The organism is Streptomyces boncukensis, from assembly GCF_011045075.1.
Lineage (GTDB): Bacteria > Actinomycetota > Actinomycetes > Streptomycetales > Streptomycetaceae > Streptomyces > Streptomyces boncukensis.
Genome location: NZ_JAAKZZ010000085.1, coordinates 1 through 20,706 on the forward strand (window position 1 = coordinate 1; position 20,706 = coordinate 20,706).

Genomic DNA, 20,706 nt, shown 5'->3' on the forward strand with positions numbered 1-20,706 from the left:
GTGGCCTTCCTGTTCACGGGCCAGGGCTCGCAGTACCCGGGCATGGGCCGGGCGCTGTACCGGCGGCACCCGGTCTTCAGGGAGCACCTGGACGCGTGCGACCGGCTGTGCACGCCGCACCTGGGCCGGTCCGTCCGCGATCTGGTGCTGGGCACGGCGCAGGACGGGGACGAGATCCACCACACCCTGTACACCCAGCCCGCCCTGTTCGCGCTGGAGTACGCACTGGCCCGGCTGTGGATGTCCTGGGGCGTACGGCCGAACGTTCTGCTCGGCCACAGCAGCGGGGAGATCGCGGCGGCGGCCGTGGCCGGGCTCTTCCCGCTGCCGGACGCGGTGGCGCTGGTCGCGGCCCGCGCCCGGCTGATGCAGTCGGTCACCGCGCCCGGAGGCATGGCGCAGGTGTCCGCCTCGGCCCACGAGGTCGCGCCGCTGCTGGAGGGCTACCCCGACCTCGCGGTCGCGTGCGTCAACGCTCCGCGGCAGTGCGTGGTCTCGGGCGGGCGGCAGGCGCTCGACGAGGTCAGCGCGGAGCTCCGCGCACAGGGACACCCCGTACGCGAGGTGCCGGTCTCGCACGCCTTCCACTCGCCGCTCATGGCCGAGGTGGCCGACGCGTTCCGCGACGCGCTGAAAGGCATCCGCTTCCAGGAGCCGAAGCTGACCGTCGTCTCCAACCTGACCGGCCGGGCCGCCAGGCCGGGGGAGATGGCGGACCCCGAGTACTGGGTGCGTCAGCTGCGTGAGCCCGTGGACTTCGCGGGCGGGATGGGAACGGTCGCGCAGCGGGGCGCGCACGCCTTCGTCGAGATCGGCCCCACCGGCACCCTCACCTCGCTCGCCCAGCGGTCCGTGCCCCCCGAGGACCACCTGTGGCTGGGCGGCCTGCGCCGGGACGACACGGACGGCAGCACGGTGCTGGCGTCCCTCGCCCGGATGTACACCGCCGGTCTCCCGGTGTCCTGGGCCGGCTTCCACCAGGGCGCCGCCACACGTCCCGTCACACTGCCGACATACGCCTTCGACAGGAAGCCGTACTGGCTCCCGACCCCCCGAGGACGCGGCCGGGAAGCCGCGCTCGCCGCGGCCGGGCAGCACCATCCGCTGCTCGGCGCGGAGGTCTCCACCGCCGCGCAGCTCGGCGACGGCGTACGCGAGTTCGCCGCACGCGTGGACGCCGGGCACCCGGCGTACCTCAAGGACCACGTCGTCCTGGGCCAGACGGTCTTCCCCGGCACGGGCTATCTGGAGCTGCTGCTCGCGCTCGCGGACGCGGTGTACGGACACACCCGCCGGCCGGTGGAGGACGTACGCATCCTGGAGCCCCTGGTCCTCTCCGCCGGCCGGTGCGCCGAGGTGCGCACGCGGCTGTGCCCCCGCGAGGACGGCACGGCCGCGGTCGAGATCCACACCAGGGTCGCGGGCCGGGACGGGAGCTTCGAGCGGCGCCACGCCACGGCGGTACTCGGAGCGGAACCCGCGCCGGGGCAGGAGCCGCCCGCGGACTCCGGGACGCCGTGCTGGTCCCGGGACGCGGCGGGCGAGCCCGACACCGTCCTGGAAAGCGATGAGCTGTATGCCCGGACGGCCGCGGCTGGGGTGGACTACGGCCCGGAGTTCCGCAGGCTGCGCCGCGCCGGCCGGCACGGTCCCCTGCTCGCCGCAGGCGAGGTGCGCGGGGTGCGGACGGGCGCCGCGGAGCATCTCCCGCCGGCGTTGACGGACAGCTCCCTGCACGCCCTGTCCGTCCTCGACGACGACGGCGAGATCTATGTGCCGGTCCGGTTCGGGCGGCTGCGGCTGTTCAGGAAGCCGAAGTCGGAGCTGCTGCGCACGGTGGCCAGGGTCACCCCGCCAGCCCCGTCCGTCCTGTCCGCCCCGTCCGTCCCGGGCCCCTCGGATGCCGCGCCGGGCGCGGACCTGGGCGCGGACCTGGTCGCGGACGTCGTCGTACTGGACGGCGACCGCCCCGTCTTCGAGCTGGCCGGCCTCGGCCTGAAGCGCGTGGCCAACACCCCCTCCCGCAGCGGACGGCAGGTCTTCCACGAGCCGCGCTGGGTCAAGCGCTCCCTGGTGGCCGGGCACGGCGGGCGGGAGCCGCACCGGGTCCTGGTGCTGCACCGCCCCGAGACCGAGCTGTCGGCCCTGGCCCGGGGCGCGGAGGAGACCGGCACGGAGCTGGCGTTCGCCTCGGGCGCCGATGCGGTGGCCGAGGCCCTGCGCGCGTGGCGGCCCACCGACGTGTGCTGGTTCTGGCGGCCGGGCGACGACGCGGGCGCGGCGGGACTGCGTGCCGAGTGCGAACGCAACTACCGGGACCTGACCGCCGTGCTGGGCGTACTGGACAGCGCGGGCTTCGGCCGCGATCAGAGGCTGTGGCTGGTCACCGAGGGGGCCCAGCTGCTGGCGGGCGACGCGCCGCAGCCGGCGGGCCCCTCCGCGGCGGCCACCCTGTGGGGCTTCGGGCAGGTGCTGTGGCACGAGTACCCGCAGTACCGGGTCACCATGGTCGACCTGCCCGGCACGGACGGCGACGCGAGCCCCCTGCTCCAGGAGTGGCTCGCGCGGGACTCGGGGGAGTTCCAGGTGGCGTACCGGGCAGGGCACCGCCATGTACGGCGGCTGTTCCCGAGCACCCCGGCCGACCGCCGGGACGCCAACGTCCGGCTCGCCGTCCGGGAGTACGGCGCCTTCTCGGGCATCCGGCAGGAGCCGGCCGAGGACGCGCCGCCGACGGGCGATCAGATCCAGGTCGGGGTCCATGCGGCGGGACTGAACTTCAAGGACGTGCTCAACGCCCTGGGTGTGCTCAAGAGCCACGCCGAGGAGTCGGGCCTTGAGCACCGGCCGCAGCCGCTGGGCTTCGAATGCGCCGGTACCGTCCTCGCCGCGGGCCCCGACGCGACGTTCAGCGCCGGGGATGACGTGGTGGTCACCGCGATGGGCTGCATGGCCAAGCGGCTGACCGTCTCCTCGGAGCTGGCGGTGCGCAAGCCCGCCGGGATCGGCATGGCCGAGTCGGCCGGGCTGCCGACGGTGTTCGTCACCGCGCACGTCGCCCTGCACCACCTCGCCGGGATGAAGGCGGGCGACCGGGTCCTCGTCCACGCCGCGGCGGGTGGCGTCGGGCAGGCCGCGGTGCAACTCGCCCGGCAGGCCGGGGCCGAGGTGTTCGCCACCGCCAGCCCCGCCAAGTGGCCGCTGCTGCGCTCCCAGGGCGTACAGCACATCATGAACTCCCGAACGCTGGACTTCGCCGACGAGGTGCTCGCCGCCACCGGCGGCCGGGGCGTGGACACCGTCCTGAACAGCCTGAACAAGGACTTCATCCCGGCGAGCATGCGCTGCCTGGCCCAGGGCGGCCGGTTCGTGGAGCTCGGCAAGGTCGGCGCCTGGACCCCGGAGCAGGCACGCCGGGAGCGCCCCGACGTCGCCTACCACCACTTCGACCTCGGCGAGCGCCCCGAGGAGGCGAGGCGGCGCACCCGGCGGATCCTGCGGACCACCCTGGAGCAGGTCGCCGCCGGCCGGCTCCGGCCCGTACCGACCACCGTCTACTCGCTGGACGAGGCCGAAGAGGCGTTCTCCGTCCTCAGCCGTGGCGCGAGCACCGGCAAGCTGGTCATCAGCCTCGCCGGCGACCGCCCCGCGGCCGCGCGGCCGGTCACCGTCAGCCCCGACCGCACGTACCTGATCACCGGAGGGCTCGGCGGCCTCGGGCTGGTGACCGCCCGGCAGCTCGCCGGGCTCGGCGCGCGCCACCTGGCGCTGGTCGGCCGCAGCGGGGCCCCCGCGGCAGAGGCCACCGCACTCGCGGCCGGGCTCGGTGCGGACGTCCAGGTCACCGTCCTCCGCGCGGACATCGCCGAGGCCGCCGACGTCGAGCGGATCACCGCCGAGCTCAAGGAGTCCCCGCACCCGGTCGGCGGCATCGTGCACGCGGCAGGAGTGCTGGCCGACATGCCCGCCTCCGCGCTGACCTGGGAGAGCATCGACACGGTGCTCAGGCCCAAGGTCTACGGCAGCCGGCTGCTGCACGAAGCGGCCGCGTCCTTCCCCGAGCTGGAGTTCTTCGTGGGCTACTCCTCCCTCGCCGCGGTCCTCGGCGGGCCCGCCCAGGCCAACTACGCCGCAGGCAACGCCTATCTCGACAGCCTGCTGCTGTGGCGCGCGGCGCGGGGCCTCCCCGGACTCACCGTCAACTGGGGCCCCTGGGCGGACGTCGGCATGTCCGCCCGGCTCGGCGCGCCGCACGCCCGGAACATCCAGGACCAGGGCGTCCGGTTCATGCGGCCGGCGGAGGGCATGCGCGCGCTGGTCGCCCTGCTCGGACAGCCGGCGCCCCAGGTCGTCGCCGCCGAGTGCGACTGGGACCGGTACGCGGGCGGCCGGGCGCTGCCCCACAGCCTCTTCCGGCATCTGGTCACGCGCGGCGGCGACGCCGCGCAGCCCGGCCCCGACCCCGACGAGCTGCGCCGCCTGCCCGAGGACGAGCGCAGGGCGGCCCTCACCACCTGGATCCGCACCAGGACCGCCGCCGTACTGCACTTCGACGACTCGGACGACATCGAGCCCGACGCGGAGTTCCTGGAACTGGGCCTGGACTCGCTCGCCGCGGTGGAGCTCAAGAACGCCCTGGAGACCGCCCTGCGCATCCCGCTGCCCACCTCGGTCACCTTCGACCACCCCTCCATCGGGCGGCTCACCGACTACATCGCCCGGCAGCTCAGCTGAGAAGGCGCCATGGACGACGACATGACCGCACGGCCCCAGACACTCACCGCGGTCGCGGCCCGCCAGGCCGCGGACCGCCCCGACCACCCGGCGATCCTGTGCGAGGGCCGCGTATCCACCTACGGGCACCTGCACCGCGAGAGCAGCCGCACCGCCCACGCGCTGCGCGCCGCGGGCCTCGGCCCGGCCGCACGGGTGGCCTACCTCGGCAAGGAGTCCGAGCACTTCTACGAGATCGCCCTGGCGTGCGCGAAGACCGGGACGGTCCTGGTGCCCGTCAACTGGCGGCTGACCCGGGACGAGATCGCACATGTCCTGCGCGACTCGGACACCGAACTCCTCTTCGTCGAGCGCGAGCGGCTGGCCGCCGCCGGGCAGCTGGAGAAGCTGCTGCCCCGGTTGCGCCAGGTGGTCCCGCTGGACTCGGACGAGGACCGCCGCTCGGGTTTTCTCGACTGGAAGGCGGGCCGGCCCGCCCACGAGCCGGGCCTGGAAACCGGCCCCGACGACGCCGTCGTACAGGCGTACACCAGCGGTACCACCGGCCCGCCCAAGGGCGTGGTACTGGCCCATCGCAGCTTCTTCAACGTCGACGACGCCATCCACCGCCTCGGCTGCGACTGGCTGGACTGGCGGCCCGACGACCGCGGCCTGATCGGCATGCCGGGCTTCCACATCGGCGGTCTCTCGTATGCGATGCAGGGCTTCATCGCCGGGGTGACGATGGTCAGTACGCCGATGTTCAACAGCCAGGACGTACTGCGGCTGATCGGCGAACTCGGCATCACCTACGGCCTGGTGACCCCCGCCATGCTCCAGATGCTGCTCGCCGAGGCCGGGGCGACACCCGCCGCGTTCCGCCCGCTGCGCAAGATGGTCTACGGAGGGGCGCCCATCTCCGGGAGCCTGCTGCGGCAGTGCCTGGAGACCATGGGCTGCGAGTTCGCACAGATCTACGGCAGCAGCGAGACGGGGAACCTGGCCACCTGCCTGCCTCCCGGGGATCACGTCCCGGGGAGCCCGCGGCTGGAGGCCGCGGGGCGCGCGTACCCGGGCATCGAGCTGAAGATCGTCGACGAGCGGGGCGCGGCCCTGCCGCCCGGCGAGGTCGGCGAGGTCTGGGTGCGCTCCCCGGCCCGCATGCTGGGGTACCACGGGCAGCCGCAGGCCACCCGGGAGACGATGCCCGACGGGTGGGTGCGGATGGGGGACGCGGGACGGCTCGACACCGACGGCTATCTGTTCCTGAGCGACCGCCTCAACGACCTGATCATCGCCGGCGGCGAGAACGTCTACCCGACCGAGATCGAGAACGCCCTCGCCGAGCACCCGGCGGTGGCCGACGCGGCGGTCGTCGGCGCCCCGGACGAGCGCTGGGGCGAGGCCGTACACGCGTATGTGGTGCAGCGGACCGGGCAGCACGCGACCGCGCGCGAGCTGATGCTCTTCCTCAAGGGCCGCATCGCCGCCTTCAAGATCCCCACGGCGTACGAGTTCGTGGCGGAGCTGCCGCGCAACCCCAACGGCAAGGTGCTGCGCCGCGCCCTGCGCGACCGGCTGTGGCAGGGCCGGGAGCGCAAGGTCAACTGAGCAGCGGACGGACCGGAACCGACGAGCGGGCGGAGAGTGCGAGATGAGCGTGGGACACCACCAGGTGCGCGTCGGAGTGCTGCTGCCGACCCGGGAGGCCGCGATCAGCGGGGACTTCGCGATCGAGCCGCTGCTGGGCTTCGCCCGCGAGGCCGAAGGGCTCGGCTTCGACTCGCTGTGGACGGGCGACTCGCTGCTGGCCCGGCCCCGCCTGGATCCGGTGGTCGTGCTCGCCGCGGTCGCCGCCGCGACCACCCGGGTCACCCTGGGCTCGGCGGCGCTCACGGCGGCCCTGCGGCACCCGCTGATCGGCGCGCACCAGATCGCGAGCCTGGACCACGCGGCGGCCGGGCGCCTGGTCGCCGGGCTCGGCTCGGGCTTCCCCGCGCCCCAGACGCAGGAGGAATTCGAGGCGGCGGGCGTGCCCTTCGCCGGGCGGGCCGCACGTCTGGACGAGACGGTGCGGCTGTGGCGCAGGGCGTGGCGCGACCGTGACGGCGTGGCCGCCGGGCCCAGGGAGCGGTCGGACACCGGGGGCCTGGAGAGGCTGCCGCCCCCGGCGACGCCCGGCGGGCCCCCGCTGTGGCTCGCGAGCAGCGACACCCCGCGGGTCCTGGAGCGGGTGGCCCGGCTGTACGACGGCTGGCTGCCCTTCCTGCCGACCCCGCACTCCTACGAGCGGGCCTGGCGCCGGATCGGCCGGCTGGCCGCGGAACAGGGGCGGCCGGCCAACACCGTGGTCCCGGCCCTGTACGCGACGGTGGCCGTGGACCCGGACCGGGAGCAGGCGCGCAAGCACCTGGACGCGTACACCCGCGCCTACTACGGCGCCTCTTTGGAGCAGATAGCGGTCTTCCAGGCGTTCGGGTACGGCAGCGCACACGAGTGCGCGCAGTGGCTCGGCGCCTATGTGCGGGCGGGCGCCCGGCACCTGGTGCTGCGGATCGGCTCGCTGGACCCGCGCGCGCAGCGGGCCCAGCTCACCGAGGCGGCCCGAGCGCTGGTGCCCGCGCTGCGGGCGCCGGGCTGACCGGGCCGGGCCTCGCGCCCCGGGCCGCTCCGGTTCAGCCCGGCGTGTCCATCAGGGCGGTGACATAGGCGTCCAGCCGCTCCTCCACGGCCCGCGTGGTGAGCTCCGTCCTCCCCGCCTCCCGCCAGGGCCGCGCCACCTGCTCCACCTCCTCCGAGCAGGCCAGCCCGTCCCGCACCTGCCAGTACAGCCGCTCGCCCGCCGCCGCGGCCAGCACCCCGCCGGCCTCCTCGTACGCCTCGGCGAACCCCAGACCCCACACCGGACCGTGCAGCAGCGCGAGATTCGCCGAACAGTGCGCCACGTCGAGATCCGCCGGGCCCCAGGAGGCCCCTGCCCAGTCGACGACGCCGGTGATCCGGGCGCCCGCCGGGTTTGAGGGCACCACGTCGAACAGCACATTGCCGGGCTGGAAGTCCCGGTGCAGAAACCGCCCTCTGTAGGGCGGCGCGGGCTCGCGGATCACATCGATCGCCGCGGCCCACGCCGCCGCGTCGGCGCCCTTCGAGACCACGACGCTGTCGGCTGTCGTCAACGCCGCATACTCCTCGGGCCGTTCGGCGGGCTGCAACGCGTGGATCGCCACGAGTTGACGGGCCAGCAGCGGAACCCGCGCCTCCAATCCCTCGTCGTCGAGGACCGTCCGGCCCGGCAGATGTGTCATCAGGAGCGACGGATACGCGCAGTGCGCGGCGGTCGGGTCAGCCGCGACCAGTCCAGGGGCCGGCACACCGGTCCGCGCGAGCAGGGTCAGCGCTTCGGTCTCCCTGTGCAGCCGGTCCTCGGCGCTCTCCGCGCAGCCCGGGTCGACGAAGCTCCGCAGCACCAGGCCGCGAGTGCCTCCGTCCGGGGTGCCGAGGGTCAGCCTCCGCATGTCGGCCGTGGTGCCGCCGTGCAGCGCCTCGGTTCCGACGATCCGTTCGCCGGCCTCCAGGTGCCGGCTCACCCAAGCCAGTGTCGACGGCCGGACGGGCGCGGCCTCACGGCGGCCGGTCACCGCGCCCCCTCCTCGACGGGGGAGGCCGTGGCCGCGGTGCGCCGGAACTCGCTCGGGTTGGCGCCTCGGACCCGTTTGAACGCTGCGCTGAACCCGAACGGGTCGGAGTAGCCCACGGCGCGGGCGACTTCCGCGATGGTCGCGGACTCCCGCTCGACCAGGAGGTCCGCCGCGAGCGTCATGCGCCAGCGGGTGAGGTAGGTCAGCGGCGGTTCGCCGACCAGGTCGGCGAACCGCTTGGCCAGCGTGGAACGCGACACGCTGGTGCGCTCGGCCAGCGCGGCGACCGTCCACGGCGCTGCCGGTTCGGCGTGCAGCAGGCGCAGCGCCTCGCCCGCGACCGGGTCCCGCTGGGCGGCCCACCAGGCCGGGGGCTCGCCGCCGGGCCGGTCGAACCACTCGCGCAGCGTGCACACCAGCATCCAGTCCAGCAGCCGGTCGAGCACGACCTGCTGGCCCGGCGCGTCAACGGCGACCTCGGCGGCGAGGTGGTCCAGCACGGGGTCGGCCGTCCCTCCGTCGTCCACGCGCAGGACGACGGGCAGCGCCTCCAGCAGCCGGTGGCTGATCTCGCCGCGCACCGGATAGGCACCGACGATCAGGGTCGTCGCACCGTCCCCGGCACCGGCGCCCCCGCCGGGGTCGCTCCAGCCGCGCCGGTGCCGGGTTCCGCCCTGCTCGGGTGTCGCGCAGTGCTCGCCGCATGCGAGGGGTTCGGCCCGGGTGCCCGGCTCGTCGACGAAGGTGAACGTCGCGGGGCCCCGCACGACGAGCGTCTCGCGGGCGCGCAGCGGCTCGGGCGGCTGGTGTTCCGGCACGATCCAGCCCGCCCCGTCCAGGACCGTGCACAGGGTCAGCGGCGCGCCGTCCACGAAGTGCAGGGCCCAGGGCGGGGACAGGGCCGAGCTCCCGAACAACGAGCCGTGGGCCCGTACCCCCCGGATCAGGTCGCTGAAGACATCCACTCCGCCAAGGTTAGACGCATACGCAGGCGATCCGGTCGCTCGGCTATGGGATCGTCCGAGTCGGCCGTGTTGGATCGGTGGCATGAGCAACGACACCACTCTCGTCCTCGGCGCGACCGGCAAGACCGGCCGACGGGTCGCAGCCCGGCTGCGGCTGCACGGCACACCGGTGCGCGCCGCCTCCCGAACGAGCCCGACCCGGTTCGACTGGTCCGACCCCGGCAGCTGGGATGCGGCCCTGAAGGATGTTGCCGTCGCCTACGTGGTGGCCCCAAACGTGCCGGGCCCGGTGCACGAGTTCGTGGCCCGGGCCGAGGCCGCCGGAGTGCGGCGGCTGGTCCTGCTCTCCGGGCGCGGCGCCGACACCTGGGGGGACTCCACGTTCGGCCTGGACATGCGCTCGGCCGAGGACGCCGTGCGCGGCTCGACGCTGGAGTGGACCGTTCTGCGGCCGTCGAACTTCGCGCAGAACTTCGACGAGGACGTCTTCCACGCCCCGCTGGTCGCCGGTGAGCTGGCCCTCCCGGCCGGCGCGGTTCCCGAACCGTTCATCGACATCGAGGACGTGGCCGACGCCGCGGCCGCGGTGCTGAGCGAGCCCGGTCGGCACGCCGGGCGGGTCTACGAGCTGACCGGGCCGCGTGCGCTGACCTTCGGCGAGGCCGTCGAGCTGATCTCCCGGGCTTCCGGGCGGCCCCTCGCCTACCGGCGGATCTCTCCTGCGGAGTACGCCGCGAAGCTGGTCGGGGAGGGCGTCAGCGAGGACGACGCCCACCACGTCGCCGAGATGTTCGTGCTGATGGAACGCGGGCTGATCTCCGCGACGACGGATGACGTCGCCACCGTGCTGGGACGGGCGCCCCGGACCTTTGAGGACTACGCCGCGCGGGCCGCGGCGGCCGGAGCCTGGCAGCGATGACCGCCCGGCGGCTGGGGCCCCAGGGCCCGCGGGCGTCAGCCTGACCGGTCGAGCACCCGCCGCAGAATCCCGGCGAGGCGCTCCAGGTCCTCCTGGTCGCAGTCGGCGAACGGCGTCTGAGCGAGCGTCAGCCGCACCACGCGCTCGCGGACCTCCCGGCCCCGCTCGGTCAGCGCAGCCACCCGGACGCGCCGGTCGGCGGGGTCCGTGCCGCGCTCGACCAGCCCGCGGTCGATCAGCTGGTTGACGACGAAATTGAGGTTGGGCGCGTTGCAGAACAGCCGCTCCGCGAGCACCTTCATGGACGGCGCGGGCCCGTCCGGGTCGATCGCCCACAGCGCCTGCGCCGTCGCGTGGGTGAGCCCCAGCTCCCCGAGCGGCAGGGCGAGACGGTCGGCGGTGCGCATGAACAGCTCGTGGTTGGCGCGCACCACCGCTTCCAGCGGCTGGTCGGTCATGACGGAAGACTAGCACTGTGTTTCGAGGGTCGAAGCTGTTACGGTGCCTGTACTTCGAGAAACGAAGTACTTCGGGTCGCTCCGGCACGCCTCGACGGCGACCGGCCGCACGGGAAAGGAACACGCGCATGGGCGTCTACTCCGGCATCACCGCTCTGGTCACCGGGGCCTCGAAGGGCCTCGGTGAGGCGTACGCCCGCGAGCTGGCCCGGCGCGGCGCCCGCCTGGTACTCGTGGCCCGCTCCGGCGAGGCGCTGCGCCGGATCGCCGGAGAGATCCGCGAGGAGTACGGGGCCGAGGTCGAGACGGAGGCGCTCGACCTCGCCGCCGGCGACGGCGTGTACCGTCTGATCGCGGAGCTGGACCGGCGGGGCCGCACCGTCGACCTCCTGGTCAACAACGCGGGCGCCGGTACCGTCGGCCCCTTCCTGGACTCCGCGGCGGAGCGGCACGTCGCCTCGGTCGAGCTGAACATCGTCGCGCTGACGCGCCTGACCCACGCGCTCGGCGGCCGCATGGCGGCGCGGGGGAGCGGCGGCATCGTCAACGTCGCGTCCACGGCGGCGTTCCAGCCCATGCCGTACCAGGCGGCCTATGCCGCGACGAAGGCGTTCGTGCTGTCGTTCACCGAAGCGCTGGCCGAGGAACTGCGCGGGAGCGGGGTGCGGGTCATGGCGGCCCACCCCGGGGCCGTCGCCACGGGATTCTTCGAGAACACCACCGCCACGATGAATCCCGCGTTCACCGATCGGCCCGAACGCGTCGCGGCCCGGACCCTCGACGCCTACGCCAAGGGGGCCGTCAACGCCTACCCCGGCCGCGCGAGCATGCGCGCGACCACCTGGGCCGCACGGTTCCTGCCGCGCGGCGCGGTCACGCGTGCGACGGGACGGCTGAACCGGACCCTGGGCCACCACCGCGCACGCGACCTCGACGCTCCAGCGGCTCCCGCACAGCCGTGGCGATGACGGCTCACGGCACTAGCGCTGCGCCGGGCGGCACCCTGGGCATCGAGGGCGCCGGAGCGCTGCGCGCCGGACTGGCCGGGGGGGGGCTGCGTGGAGCTACTTGCTGTCGATGCGGCCGATCGCCGTTCCGGCGTCGGCGAGGGCGGCGGCGGCCCTGTTCCAGCCGGTGTCGGACGGGTTCAGCGCGCTGCGCAGATAGGCGGTGGTCAGGCGCTGGAGGACGGCGACGCGCTCCGGGCTCTCGTCCGTGGTCTCCGCGGCTTCCCAGTTCGGGATGCCGCCCAGGGAGTGCTCCGCACCGAAGAGGGTGAGCAGATCGGTGGCTCCGGGGCTGTGCGTATAGGCGTCGGTGAACCAGTCCGGGCCGCGGCTGGACATCGCGGACTGGTCGTGGTCGCCGGCGACCACCAGCGCCGGCGTGGTCAGTTCGGCGAAGGAGGGGTTCATGAAGGGGAGGTGCTCGCTGGCGAACGGGTGCAGTTCCTCGCCGCCGAGCCCGGTCGCGGCCAGCAGCACGCCGGCCTTGACGCGCCGGTCCGCGTAGTCCTTGCCCGGCTGCCCGGATTCGTCGAGGACGCGGGCGCCGAGCAGCATCTGGACCGTCTGCCCGCCCCAGGAGTGTCCAGCGGCGACGGCCCGGTCCCGGTCCACCCGCCCGGCGAGCCCCGGCACGGCCGCTTCGACGGTGTCGAACTGGTCGAGCACGCGCTCCAGGTCTTCGTACCGTTCGGTCCAGATCTGCCCGAACACCGGGTCGTCGAACCCGATGCCGTTCCGTCGGGAGTCCAGGTGCGTCGGCTGCACCACGACGAAGCCCTGCGAGGCCCAGAAAGCCGTCAGCGGAGCGTATCCGTCCAGCGACCAGCCGTTGCCGTGGGAGAACAGCAGCACCGGCAGGTTCTCGCCGGCTGCCGGTGCGGAGACCCGCACCTGGAGCGGTACGGCCCGGCCGGGTGCGTCCAGTGCGACAGGGGCGACGGATACGACGCGGTCGCCGGCGCCGACCACCTCGTCCAGGGCGTGCACGAGCGGAGTATCGGTTGTTGCGGGAGCGCTGCTCATGGGAGTCATCAGTCCTTTGCGTTCCGGGGTTCCGCCGCCCACACTTAAACGGAGCGACGTTCCATATGATACGGAACGCTGCTCCGCTTTGTAAACATCGCGCCGAGGGGCCCCTGCGCCCCGCTCGCCGGGTCAGACGCAGACCACGATCTTCCCCCGGGTGCGTCCGCGCTCGGAGTGTGTGTGCGCTTCCGCGATCCGTTCGAGCGGGTAGGTCCGCTCGATACGTGGTGTGTAGCGGCCTTGCCCGCCGAGTTCGGCCGCTTCGGTGAGGAGCGTGGAGTCGTTCTCCGCGTTGGCCAGATGCACCCCCAGGCGCTGCGCGTTGGCGTAGTCGGCGATCGTCGACACACGGGCAGGGTCGCCCGCGATCGCGATGAGATCGGCCAGGGACCCGGACGCCGCGGTGTCGAGCACGATGTCGATGCCGTCCGGGGCCAGGGCGGCGAGGCGCTCCGCGAGGCCGGTGCCGTAGGTGGTGGGAACGGCTCCGAGGGAGGTGAGGAACGCGTGGTTGCGCTCGCTGGCCGTCCCGATCACGGTGGCGCCCCGAGCCGCCGCGATCTCGACCGCGGCGCTGCCCACGCCTCCGGCGGCGCCCTCGACGAGCAGGGTGCGCCCCTGCAGGGGGCCGAGCGCCTTCAGGCCGCCCAGCGCGGTCACGGAGGCCAGGCCGGCGCCGGCGGCCTCCTCGTCGGTCCACGGGGTGGGGGTGTGGGCCCAGGCCGAGAGCACGGCGAGCTCCGCTGTCGCGCCGGTGACGCCGCCCAGCCCGAAGACGCGGTCGCCGATGCTCACCCCCTGCACGCCCGGACCGGTCTCGTCGACCACGCCGGCGGCCTCGCGCCCGGGAATCGCGGGGAGGTCCACGGGGAGTACCTGGTGCACCGCACCGGAGCGCACCTTCCAGTCGACGGGATTGACGCCGGCCGCCGCGACGCGGACGCGGATCTCGCCGGGCCCGGGGTGCGGGTCCGGCACCTGCTCGACCCCGAGGGTCTCCACACCGCCGTACTCGTGATAGCGGACTGCGCGCATGACGTTCTGCCTTTCCATGTGGCCTGAACCGGCCGCTCGCGGGATCGGTGGGGTGAAGGCTCGGTGAGCGCCGGCGCCCACGACGCTAAAACCTGACACCAGTGTCACGTGCAAGCCGGGCGCGGCGACACGCGGAGGCGGGCGAGACGAGCTCCGGTGACCTGGTGATGTTCAAACGTCTGATGTTTGTTTATGGTGTCCCCATGAAACGGATCAGCGCACCGCGGCGGACAGCCAGCCTGTCCGCTCAGCTCGTGGACAGTCTTCGCTCACATATCGAGGCGGGGGGCTGGCCGGTGGGGACGAGGATCCCGCCGGAGCAGGCCCTCATCGAGGAGCTCGGGGTCGGACGCAGCACGCTGCGGGAGGCCGTCGGTGCCCTGGTGCACCTGGGGCTGCTGGAGCCCCGGGCCGGGGACGGCACCTATGTCCGCTCTTCGAGTGAGCTTCAGTCGGTCATGGTGCGGCGGGCGAGTTCCGCGCAGCGGGACAAGGTGCTGGAGCTGCGGACCGTTCTGGAGGAGTACGCCTCGGGAGCCGCGGCCCTGCGCCGCAGCGAGGGCCAGCTGCAGCAGATGCGGGAGCTGCTGGCCGACGCCGACGCGGCCACTGCCGGGGAGGACACGTCCGCGGCCACGAGCGTCGACGCGCTGTTCCACCGGGCCGTGGTCCGGGCGAGCGGGAACGACCTGCTGGTCGAGGTGTACGACTACCTCGGTGCGGCGCTCACCTCGTCCCTGGGGGGCCTGCCCTGGGACGCCGCCCACGCCGGGGAGCACGCCCGCCTGCACCGGCGGCTCGTCGACGCGATCGAGGCCCGGGACGCGGCCGGCGCCCGCGACACGGCGGCCGCGATCGTCCGGCTCACCCGCGACCACGAGACCCGTACACCACGAGCGGCGGAGGAACAGTGAGTCCGCAGACAGCTTCGATATCCCGTCAGGACTCCGCCTCCGGGCCCCCGGCCGGCGACCGCGCCGACCCCGCCCGGCCCGCCGTGCCGGTCGGGCTCGTCATCGCGATCTGCCTCGTGGCGGCGAACCTGCGCACCACGCTCACCGGCGTCGGCGCCCTGCTGCCGGAGATCGAGCACGGCAGCGGCCTGACATCGAGCTGGGGCGGGCTGCTGAGCACCCTCCCGCTGCTGACGTTCGCCGCGACGTCGCCCCTGGTCGCCCGTGCCTCCCACCGGTTCGGCAGCGCCCGCCTGCTGGTGGCGGCGCTCGGTGTGCTGGCCGTCGGAACGGTGGTCCGCTCCCTTCCCTCCGTGATCTGCCTGTTCGCCGGAACGGTGATCCTTTCCGCGGCCATCGCGTTCGGCAATGTGCTGCTGCCCGCCCTGATCAGGCGGAGCGTGCCCGCACACCGCATCCACGGCGTCAGCGCTCTGTACGTGACCGTCATGGGCCTCATGGCCGCGGTCTCCTCCGGGGTCTCCGCGCCGCTGGCCCACAGCGTGCCGGGCTCCTGGCACACCGCGCTGGCCTGGGGTGTCGCCTTCACCGTGGCGGCGTTCCTGGCCTGGCTGCCCCGGATGCGGGGCGACAAGCCACAGGCGTCCACCGGCGGGACCCACAGCCCGGTGCCCTGGCGCTCGCTGGTCGCCTGGCAGGTCACCTTGTTCATGGGCCTGCAGTCCCTGGCCTTCTACACCGCCGTCGCGTGGCTGCCCAGCATCCTGGTCGACCGCGGCACGAGCAGCACCACGGCCGGATGGATGCTGTTCTACTACCAGGTGGTGTCCCTGGCGGCCAGCAGCCTCCTGCCCCTGCTCACCCGGGGCCGGCACGACCAGCGCTGGACGGCGGCCGGGGCCTCGGTCCTCATGGCAGGCGGCTTCACCGTACTGGTCGCCGCCCCCGCGCTGTCCGTCCTGGCGTGCACCCTGCTCGGATTCGGCGGCGGCGCGTGCCTCGTCCTCGCGCTGACCTTCCAGAGCCAGCGCGCGGGCAGCTCCGGCGAAGCCGCCGCGCTGGCAGGCATGGCCCAGTCCATCGGCTACCTCGTGGCGGCGGCCGGCCCCCTCCTCCTCGGCATCCTGCACGACTCCACGCAGAGCTGGACCCTTCCGCTCACCGTCCTGGCGGTCCTCGGCATCGGCACGGCGGTCACCGGGCACGGTGCGGGACAGGACCGCCACATACACCAGCCCTCCCGCTGACACGAAGCAACCCTTGTGGGTATCAACAGTTGTTCGAGACCCCCGGGCGTCTCATGCTGGGACGGCTGACGGGCAGGCCCGTACGGGCCTGCGCGGGACCGGCGAGACCGGCCGGCGGGTCGCCGACGGCCTGCGGGCCCACGGGAGGACGGGGAGCGCGAGATGCTGTACACGCGGCCGCTGCGCATCACCGGGCCGGACCGGAGCTGACGTCATGCCTGAGCCCACGGCCCCGGATCAGCGGCCGGCTTCGAGACGGAAGCCGAAGCCGGCCGTGAGATCCGCGGCCGACCGGCTCCTCCACGTCCTCGGCGCGTTCGACCAGCACAACACCGCGCTCTCGCTCTCCGACATCAGCCGCCGCGCCGAGCTTCCGCTGGCCACCGCCCACCGGCTCGTCGGCGCCCTCGCCCGCTGGGGCGCGCTGGAGCGTGACGAGCGCGGTGACTACCACATCGGGCTGCGGCTGTGGGAGCTCGCAGCCCTCGCACCGCGCGGGCTCGGCATGCGGCAGGCTGCCATGCCCTTTCTGGAAGACCTCTACGAGGCCACCCACGAGAACGTGCACCTCGCCGTGCGCGACGGCCTCGAAGTCGTCTACATCGAGCGGATATCCGCACGCGGGGCCGTCGGCGTCCGCAGCCGGGTGGGCGCCCGCTGGCCGCTGCACGCCACGGGGGTCGGGCTGGTGCTGCTCGCCCACGGAAGCGCGCAGCTCCAGGAGCAGGTGTGCGCGGGCCCGCTGGCGTCGTTCACCCCCCACACCGTCACCGAACCGGCCCGGCTGCGCCGGACGCTCGCCGAGGTGCGGCGCAGCGGCTGCGCCGTGAGCGACCGGCAGATCACCGAGGACGCGCTGTCGGTGGCGGCGCCGGTGCGCGGGGCCCGCGGCACCGTGGTGGCGTCGGTGTCGGTGGTGGTGCACGCGCAGGACGCGCCGACCCGGGCTCTGATCCCGGCCGTACGGGTCGCGGCCCGCGGAGTCTCCCGTTCGCTGGGCTGGCGGCCGTGCCAGGCGCCGGTCACGGACAGCGGCGGAACGCACGGTGTGTGACCCGTGGTGCGGTGATGCGTGCTGCTGCGCCAGTCGCCGTCAGGAGTGCCGGCGGCGGTCGGCCTTCCGTCAGACGGAAGGGCCGTTGTGGCGCCGCGGGCCCCGTCCCGATGGTGGTCCCCGGGGAAACCGCCGAGGGACGGGGATGCCATGACCGGCACGACGGGACAGATCAGCAGGACTGCGTTCGCGCGCAACCAGTGGTACGTCGCCGCGTACGGCCGCGAGATAGGCCGTGAGCTGCTGGCGCGTACGATCCTCAACGAACCGATCGTCTTCTACCGCACCCAGGACGGGGGCGAGGCCGTCGCCCTCGCCGACCGCTGCGTGCACCGCCGCTACCCGCTGTCCGCCGGCCGCCTGGACGGCGACACCCTCGTGTGCGGCTACCACGGCTTCACCTACGACACCACCGGCACCTGTGTCTCCGTGCCCGGTCAGAAGCGCGTCCCGCGCACCGCGCGCGTGCGCTCCTACCCCGTGGTCGAGCAGGACTCCCTCGTATGGGTGTGGATCGGCGACCCGGAGTCGGCCGACCCGGACGCCGTACCCCGGGCCGCGCACCTGGCCGACCCGGCGTGGCGGACCGTCGGCGGCATGGAGACCGTCGAGTGCGACTACCGGCTCCTGGTCGACAACCTCCTGGACCTCTCCCACGAGACGTATCTGCACGGCGGCTACATCGGCACCCCGGAGGTCGCCGAGACCCCGATCGTCACCGAGGTGGACGAGGGCGCGGGCACGGTGAGGGTCAGCCGCCACATGGACGACGCCGCCTGCCCGCCCTTCTACGCGCGCTCCACCGGCATCGAGGGGCGCATCACCCGCTGGCAGGACATCGAGTACCACGCCCCCTGCCTCTATCTGCTGCACAGCCGCATCGCCCCCAGGGGAGTGCTGCCCGAGCCCGACGGCAGCGACCCGAACGCCTTCCACGTCGAGATCACCTACGCCGTCACGCCCTCCACCGACCGCAGGGTGTACGACTTCTGGTGCGTCTCGCGGGACTTCGCACAGGACGACGAGGACGTCACCGCCTTCCTCCACGACCTCAACCACACCGTGGTCATGCAGGACGTCGACGCGCTCGACCTGCTCCAGCGGAGCCTGGACACCGAGCCCGAGGGCTACCAGGAGCTGAGCATCAACATCGACACCGGTGGTCTCGCCGCCCGCCGCATCCTGACGCGGCTGGCCGCCGAGGGCGAGCCGCAGCCGGCCCACGCCCCCGCCGCGGCGCGATGAGCGGCGAGCACACCGCCGAGGTCTACCGGATCGCCTGGGTCGCGGGCACCGACACCTTGCACGGCGTCTGCCACTGCGGCGCCGAGCGCACGGCACGGGACCCGGTCGAGATGTGGGAGTGGATGCTCGCCCACCCGGTGGGCCACGACAGGGAGATCACGTGAACCGCACCGCCCACGAGCGCGAGCACGAGAGCGAGCTGGTCGTGGCCCGCAGGACGGCCGAGGCGTCGGACGTGCTCGGCCTGACGCTGCGTCACCCGGCCGGGAGGGAGCTCCCGGCCTGGGAGCCGGGCGCCCACATCGACCTGCTCCTGGACGACGCGGGCGGCGGGGCCGGTCGACTCATCCGTCAGTACTCCCTGTGCGGCGACCCGGCAGACCGCTCGGCCTGGCAGATCGCGGTGCTCCGCGAGCCGGACGGCCGGGGCGGCTCCGCGTACGTGCACGACAAGCTCGCCGAGGGGGCGTGCGTCCGGGCGCGGGGCCCGCGCAACCACTTCGCGCTGCGCCCCGCCGCCCGCTACCTCTTCGTCGCGGGCGGCATCGGCATCACCCCGATCCTGCCCATGACCGCCGCCGCCGAGGCGGCCGGAGCCGACTGGGCGCTGCTCTACGGCGGCCGCAGCCGCGCCTCGATGGCGTTCCTGGAGCGGCTGGCAGCCCACGGCGGCAACGTGCAGGTCGCCCCGCAGGACGAGACCGGCCTGCCGGACCTCGACTCCTTTCTGGCCCCTGCTGCCGCCCCCGCACCCGGCACCCTCGTCTACTGCTGCGGCCCCGCGCCGCTGCTCGACGCGGCCGGGGAGCGGTGCCGCGAGTGGCCGCCGGGCACGCTGCACACCGAGCGGTTCACGCCCCAGGAGCCGGAGCCGCGGGCGGCGGCCTCCCCCGGCGCCTTCGAGGTGGAGCTGAGGCAGTCCGGGCTCACCCTCACCGTGCCGCCGGACCGCAGCGTCCTGCAGACCGTGCAGGACGCCGGGATCCCCGTCCTGTACTCCTGCACGGAGGGCACGTGCGGCACCTGCGAGACCGACATCCTCAAGGGCGAGGCCGACCACCGCGACTCCGTCCTCACCAAGGAGGAGCAGGAGGCCCACGCGACCATGATGATCTGCGTGTCCCGCTGCCGGGGTCGGCGCCTGGTACTCGACCTCTGACGGCCGCGCGCCCATGGCCGCCGGCTCAGGGAGGCCACCACTTCTCCCGAAGGCTCGGGGGGAGGGCCTCCGCGTGCCACGGGCCCGGGCCGGCCACGGCCGGACAGGCGCCGGCGGTCCGGAGGCCGGTCCGGAGAGTGGAATTGGTCCGGACGGTGGGCGGTGTGGGTGGCGTTCCTTCTGGGCGTGGCAGTGTCGTCAGTTGTTCCGGCGCCGGTCCGGGGCTCACCTCGGTATCGCCCGCCTCCACAGCCTCCTCCAGGCCGCATAGCCACCTCGGCCCCGACTCCGGTCGGCATCCCCGCAACCCATCGAAGATCAATCACGGGACGGCCCTCAGCCTCGCTGCCGGGCCTCCATCGTCACCGCCAGCGCAAAAAGCGGCTGCCTGTCGACCGCATCCTCGTAGACGGTCAGGCGGTACCAGTCGTCGAACACCTCAGGCTTGTCGATGCTGAACACCGGCTGGCCGTCCCGCGTGAAGTCGAAGTGGTACTTCACCAAGGCCCCGGCGATCTCTCCGACCGTGTCGAAGAGCGTCAGCAGCCGCCGGGCCCGTGCAGTCCGGACGCTGCGCTCGGTGCCAGTGAGCCTACCGAGGCCGGGCTGCTCGAACTCCCAGGTCGTGCGGTCGACCGACTTCTTTGGCAGCACCCCGAACGAGCCGAGTAGCTGGCCCTCATGGTCGAACACCTCGTAACCGGTCAGAGCGGCGAGCCAGCCTTTCGAACTCTCCCGGACGGTCACCAGCTTCTCACTGCGCTGCTCGTCACCATAGATGTCCAGCTCGTCGGACATCTTCAGATGCTTCTCAGCGTAGCCGAGGGCCTTGCCCGGCTTCCCGTTCCCGTCGTCAGCGGAGATGCGGTACATGCGCTTGAGACCGAGCGAGGTCTTACGCACGTGGTAGATCGAGGTCGGCACGCTCCACAGGGTAATCGATCCTGCTTGCGACCACCTGGCAAGAGGCCGTCCATCGGCGTACGGTCTCTGCGGGACAGCCCCTAGAGGTAGAGCTGCGCGCGGCACGCGGCGCAGCGGGTCTTGCCGTCGGGGCCCCGCGCTGTAGAGAGGTGGACGCACATTCCGGTGCGGGCGCCCTCGGGCAGCGGGCTGACGCTGCGTGGGTCCGTGCACCATTCCGGACCGCCACCGGCCGGGCGGAGGAACGCCGTCGGGTGTTCCGCCCAGCCCGGCCGCTGGGCGTACGGCATCACGTCCATCAGGACGCCCGCCTGCCCGCTGGCCGTGTCGAGGACGAGCGTGCCGCGCAGCGAGTCGAGTTCACCGGCCGCCACTGGTCCGGCCCTCCCTCTCCGCCCGTCC

The 20,706-nt window shown here is 73.6% G+C and carries 17 protein-coding genes and 1 pseudogene; 11 read left to right on the plus strand and 7 right to left on the minus strand.

What is annotated here, in order from left to right:
* The 3 genes from G5C65_RS11170 to G5C65_RS11180 all read left to right on the plus strand — a co-directional run.
* Nucleotides 1-4,734: SDR family NAD(P)-dependent oxidoreductase (locus tag G5C65_RS11170; protein WP_165298603.1), on the plus strand; the 4,734-nt coding region annotated here is incomplete at its 5' end.
* Between the two features lie 9 nt (nucleotides 4,735-4,743).
* The gene (locus tag G5C65_RS11175) at nucleotides 4,744-6,324 is read left to right on the plus strand and encodes a long-chain-fatty-acid--CoA ligase (protein WP_206441591.1); all 1,581 of its coding nucleotides are present in this window, start codon (nucleotides 4,744-4,746) and stop codon (nucleotides 6,322-6,324) included.
* 43 nt (nucleotides 6,325-6,367) lie between these two features.
* Nucleotides 6,368-7,354, plus strand: coding sequence for an LLM class flavin-dependent oxidoreductase (locus G5C65_RS11180; RefSeq protein ID WP_165298604.1), 987 nt, complete (start codon nucleotides 6,368-6,370; stop codon nucleotides 7,352-7,354).
* Between the two features lie 34 nt (nucleotides 7,355-7,388).
* On the opposite strand, the gene G5C65_RS11185 is transcribed toward G5C65_RS11180, so the two are convergent.
* Together G5C65_RS11185 and G5C65_RS11190 are read right to left on the minus strand one after the other, a co-directional pair.
* Nucleotides 7,389-8,300 carry a phosphotransferase family protein gene (locus tag G5C65_RS11185; protein WP_338146321.1) on the minus strand — a complete coding sequence of 304 codons (912 nt, stop codon included), beginning with the start codon at nucleotides 8,298-8,300 and terminating at the stop codon, nucleotides 7,389-7,391.
* Between the two features lie 47 nt (nucleotides 8,301-8,347).
* Nucleotides 8,348-9,316, minus strand: coding sequence for a cupin domain-containing protein (locus G5C65_RS11190; protein WP_165298606.1), 969 nt, complete (start codon nucleotides 9,314-9,316; stop codon nucleotides 8,348-8,350).
* An 82-nt stretch (nucleotides 9,317-9,398) separates the two neighbouring features.
* Here G5C65_RS11190 and G5C65_RS11195 point away from each other — a divergent pair, with 82 nt between their 5' ends.
* Nucleotides 9,399-10,235, plus strand: a complete 837-nt coding sequence (locus G5C65_RS11195) for an NmrA family NAD(P)-binding protein (protein ID WP_165298607.1) — start codon at nucleotides 9,399-9,401, stop codon at nucleotides 10,233-10,235.
* Between the two features lie 35 nt (nucleotides 10,236-10,270).
* Here the strand turns inward: G5C65_RS11195 and G5C65_RS11200 are convergent, their stop codons facing one another.
* Nucleotides 10,271-10,693 carry a MarR family winged helix-turn-helix transcriptional regulator gene (locus G5C65_RS11200; RefSeq protein ID WP_165298608.1) on the minus strand — a complete coding sequence of 141 codons (423 nt, stop codon included), beginning with the start codon at nucleotides 10,691-10,693 and terminating at the stop codon, nucleotides 10,271-10,273.
* 128 nt (nucleotides 10,694-10,821) lie between these two features.
* Between G5C65_RS11200 and G5C65_RS11205 the strand changes: the two genes are divergently transcribed.
* Nucleotides 10,822-11,661, plus strand: a complete 840-nt coding sequence (locus tag G5C65_RS11205; protein ID WP_165298609.1) for an SDR family NAD(P)-dependent oxidoreductase — start codon at nucleotides 10,822-10,824, stop codon at nucleotides 11,659-11,661.
* 96 nt (nucleotides 11,662-11,757) lie between these two features.
* On the opposite strand, the gene G5C65_RS11210 is transcribed toward G5C65_RS11205, so the two are convergent.
* Both G5C65_RS11210 and G5C65_RS11215 read right to left on the minus strand, forming a co-directional pair.
* Nucleotides 11,758-12,723, minus strand: coding sequence for an alpha/beta hydrolase family protein (locus G5C65_RS11210; protein WP_165298610.1), 966 nt, complete (start codon nucleotides 12,721-12,723; stop codon nucleotides 11,758-11,760).
* A 132-nt stretch (nucleotides 12,724-12,855) separates the two neighbouring features.
* On the minus strand, nucleotides 12,856-13,761 hold the full coding sequence (locus tag G5C65_RS11215; RefSeq protein WP_165298611.1) for an NADP-dependent oxidoreductase: 906 nt from the start codon (nucleotides 13,759-13,761) through the stop codon (nucleotides 12,856-12,858).
* 203 nt (nucleotides 13,762-13,964) lie between these two features.
* Here G5C65_RS11215 and G5C65_RS11220 point away from each other — a divergent pair, with 203 nt between their 5' ends.
* The 6 genes from G5C65_RS11220 to G5C65_RS11245 all read left to right on the plus strand — a co-directional run bounded on the left by G5C65_RS11220 (nucleotide 13,965) and on the right by G5C65_RS11245 (nucleotide 19,380).
* Entirely contained in the window at nucleotides 13,965-14,675 is a 711-nt protein-coding gene (locus G5C65_RS11220; RefSeq protein ID WP_165298612.1) for a FadR/GntR family transcriptional regulator, read from the plus strand.
* Nucleotides 14,672-15,922, plus strand: coding sequence for an MFS transporter (locus G5C65_RS11225; RefSeq protein WP_165298613.1), 1,251 nt, complete (start codon nucleotides 14,672-14,674; stop codon nucleotides 15,920-15,922). Before G5C65_RS11220 ends, G5C65_RS11225 begins: the two co-directional genes overlap by 4 nt.
* Before the next feature lie 214 nt (nucleotides 15,923-16,136).
* Nucleotides 16,137-16,976 carry an IclR family transcriptional regulator gene (locus G5C65_RS11230; RefSeq protein ID WP_165298614.1) on the plus strand — a complete coding sequence of 280 codons (840 nt, stop codon included), beginning with the start codon at nucleotides 16,137-16,139 and terminating at the stop codon, nucleotides 16,974-16,976.
* 150 nt (nucleotides 16,977-17,126) lie between these two features.
* Nucleotides 17,127-18,221, plus strand: coding sequence for an aromatic ring-hydroxylating dioxygenase subunit alpha (locus G5C65_RS11235; RefSeq protein ID WP_165298615.1), 1,095 nt, complete (start codon nucleotides 17,127-17,129; stop codon nucleotides 18,219-18,221).
* Complete coding sequence (locus tag G5C65_RS11240; protein WP_165298616.1) at nucleotides 18,218-18,385, plus strand: hypothetical protein; 168 nt, start codon at nucleotides 18,218-18,220, stop codon at nucleotides 18,383-18,385. The genes G5C65_RS11235 and G5C65_RS11240 overlap by 4 nt, the downstream gene beginning before the upstream one ends.
* A complete protein-coding gene (locus G5C65_RS11245) occupies nucleotides 18,382-19,380 on the plus strand; it encodes a 2Fe-2S iron-sulfur cluster-binding protein (protein WP_165298617.1) in 999 nt (332 codons plus the stop codon). The genes G5C65_RS11240 and G5C65_RS11245 overlap by 4 nt, the downstream gene beginning before the upstream one ends.
* A 336-nt stretch (nucleotides 19,381-19,716) precedes the next feature.
* On the opposite strand, the gene G5C65_RS11250 is transcribed toward G5C65_RS11245, so the two are convergent.
* Both G5C65_RS11250 and G5C65_RS38510 read right to left on the minus strand, forming a co-directional pair.
* Entirely contained in the window at nucleotides 19,717-20,304 is a 588-nt protein-coding gene (locus G5C65_RS11250) for an LURP-one-related family protein (RefSeq protein WP_165298618.1), read from the minus strand.
* An 80-nt stretch (nucleotides 20,305-20,384) separates the two neighbouring features.
* Nucleotides 20,385-20,706: pseudogene (locus G5C65_RS38510) on the minus strand (hypothetical protein); the annotation flags it as partial.

What these genes read in the sequence shown, in the direction of transcription:
- G5C65_RS11210 (WP_165298610.1), bottom strand. Translation starts at nt 12,723, where the DNA reads ATGAGCAGCGCTCCCGCAACAACCGATACTCCGCTCGTGCACGCCCTG.
- G5C65_RS11175 (WP_206441591.1), top strand. Translation starts at nt 4,744, where the DNA reads ATGGACGACGACATGACCGCACGGCCCCAGACACTCACCGCGGTCGCG.
- G5C65_RS11200 (WP_165298608.1), bottom strand. Translation starts at nt 10,693, where the DNA reads ATGACCGACCAGCCGCTGGAAGCGGTGGTGCGCGCCAACCACGAGCTG.
- G5C65_RS11180 (WP_165298604.1), top strand. Translation starts at nt 6,368, where the DNA reads ATGAGCGTGGGACACCACCAGGTGCGCGTCGGAGTGCTGCTGCCGACC.
- G5C65_RS11230 (WP_165298614.1), top strand. Translation starts at nt 16,137, where the DNA reads ATGCCTGAGCCCACGGCCCCGGATCAGCGGCCGGCTTCGAGACGGAAG.
- G5C65_RS11235 (WP_165298615.1), top strand. Translation starts at nt 17,127, where the DNA reads ATGACCGGCACGACGGGACAGATCAGCAGGACTGCGTTCGCGCGCAAC.
- G5C65_RS11220 (WP_165298612.1), top strand. Translation starts at nt 13,965, where the DNA reads ATGAAACGGATCAGCGCACCGCGGCGGACAGCCAGCCTGTCCGCTCAG.
- G5C65_RS11215 (WP_165298611.1), bottom strand. Translation starts at nt 13,761, where the DNA reads ATGCGCGCAGTCCGCTATCACGAGTACGGCGGTGTGGAGACCCTCGGG.
- G5C65_RS11195 (WP_165298607.1), top strand. Translation starts at nt 9,399, where the DNA reads ATGAGCAACGACACCACTCTCGTCCTCGGCGCGACCGGCAAGACCGGC.
- G5C65_RS11240 (WP_165298616.1), top strand. Translation starts at nt 18,218, where the DNA reads ATGAGCGGCGAGCACACCGCCGAGGTCTACCGGATCGCCTGGGTCGCG.
- G5C65_RS11205 (WP_165298609.1), top strand. Translation starts at nt 10,822, where the DNA reads ATGGGCGTCTACTCCGGCATCACCGCTCTGGTCACCGGGGCCTCGAAG.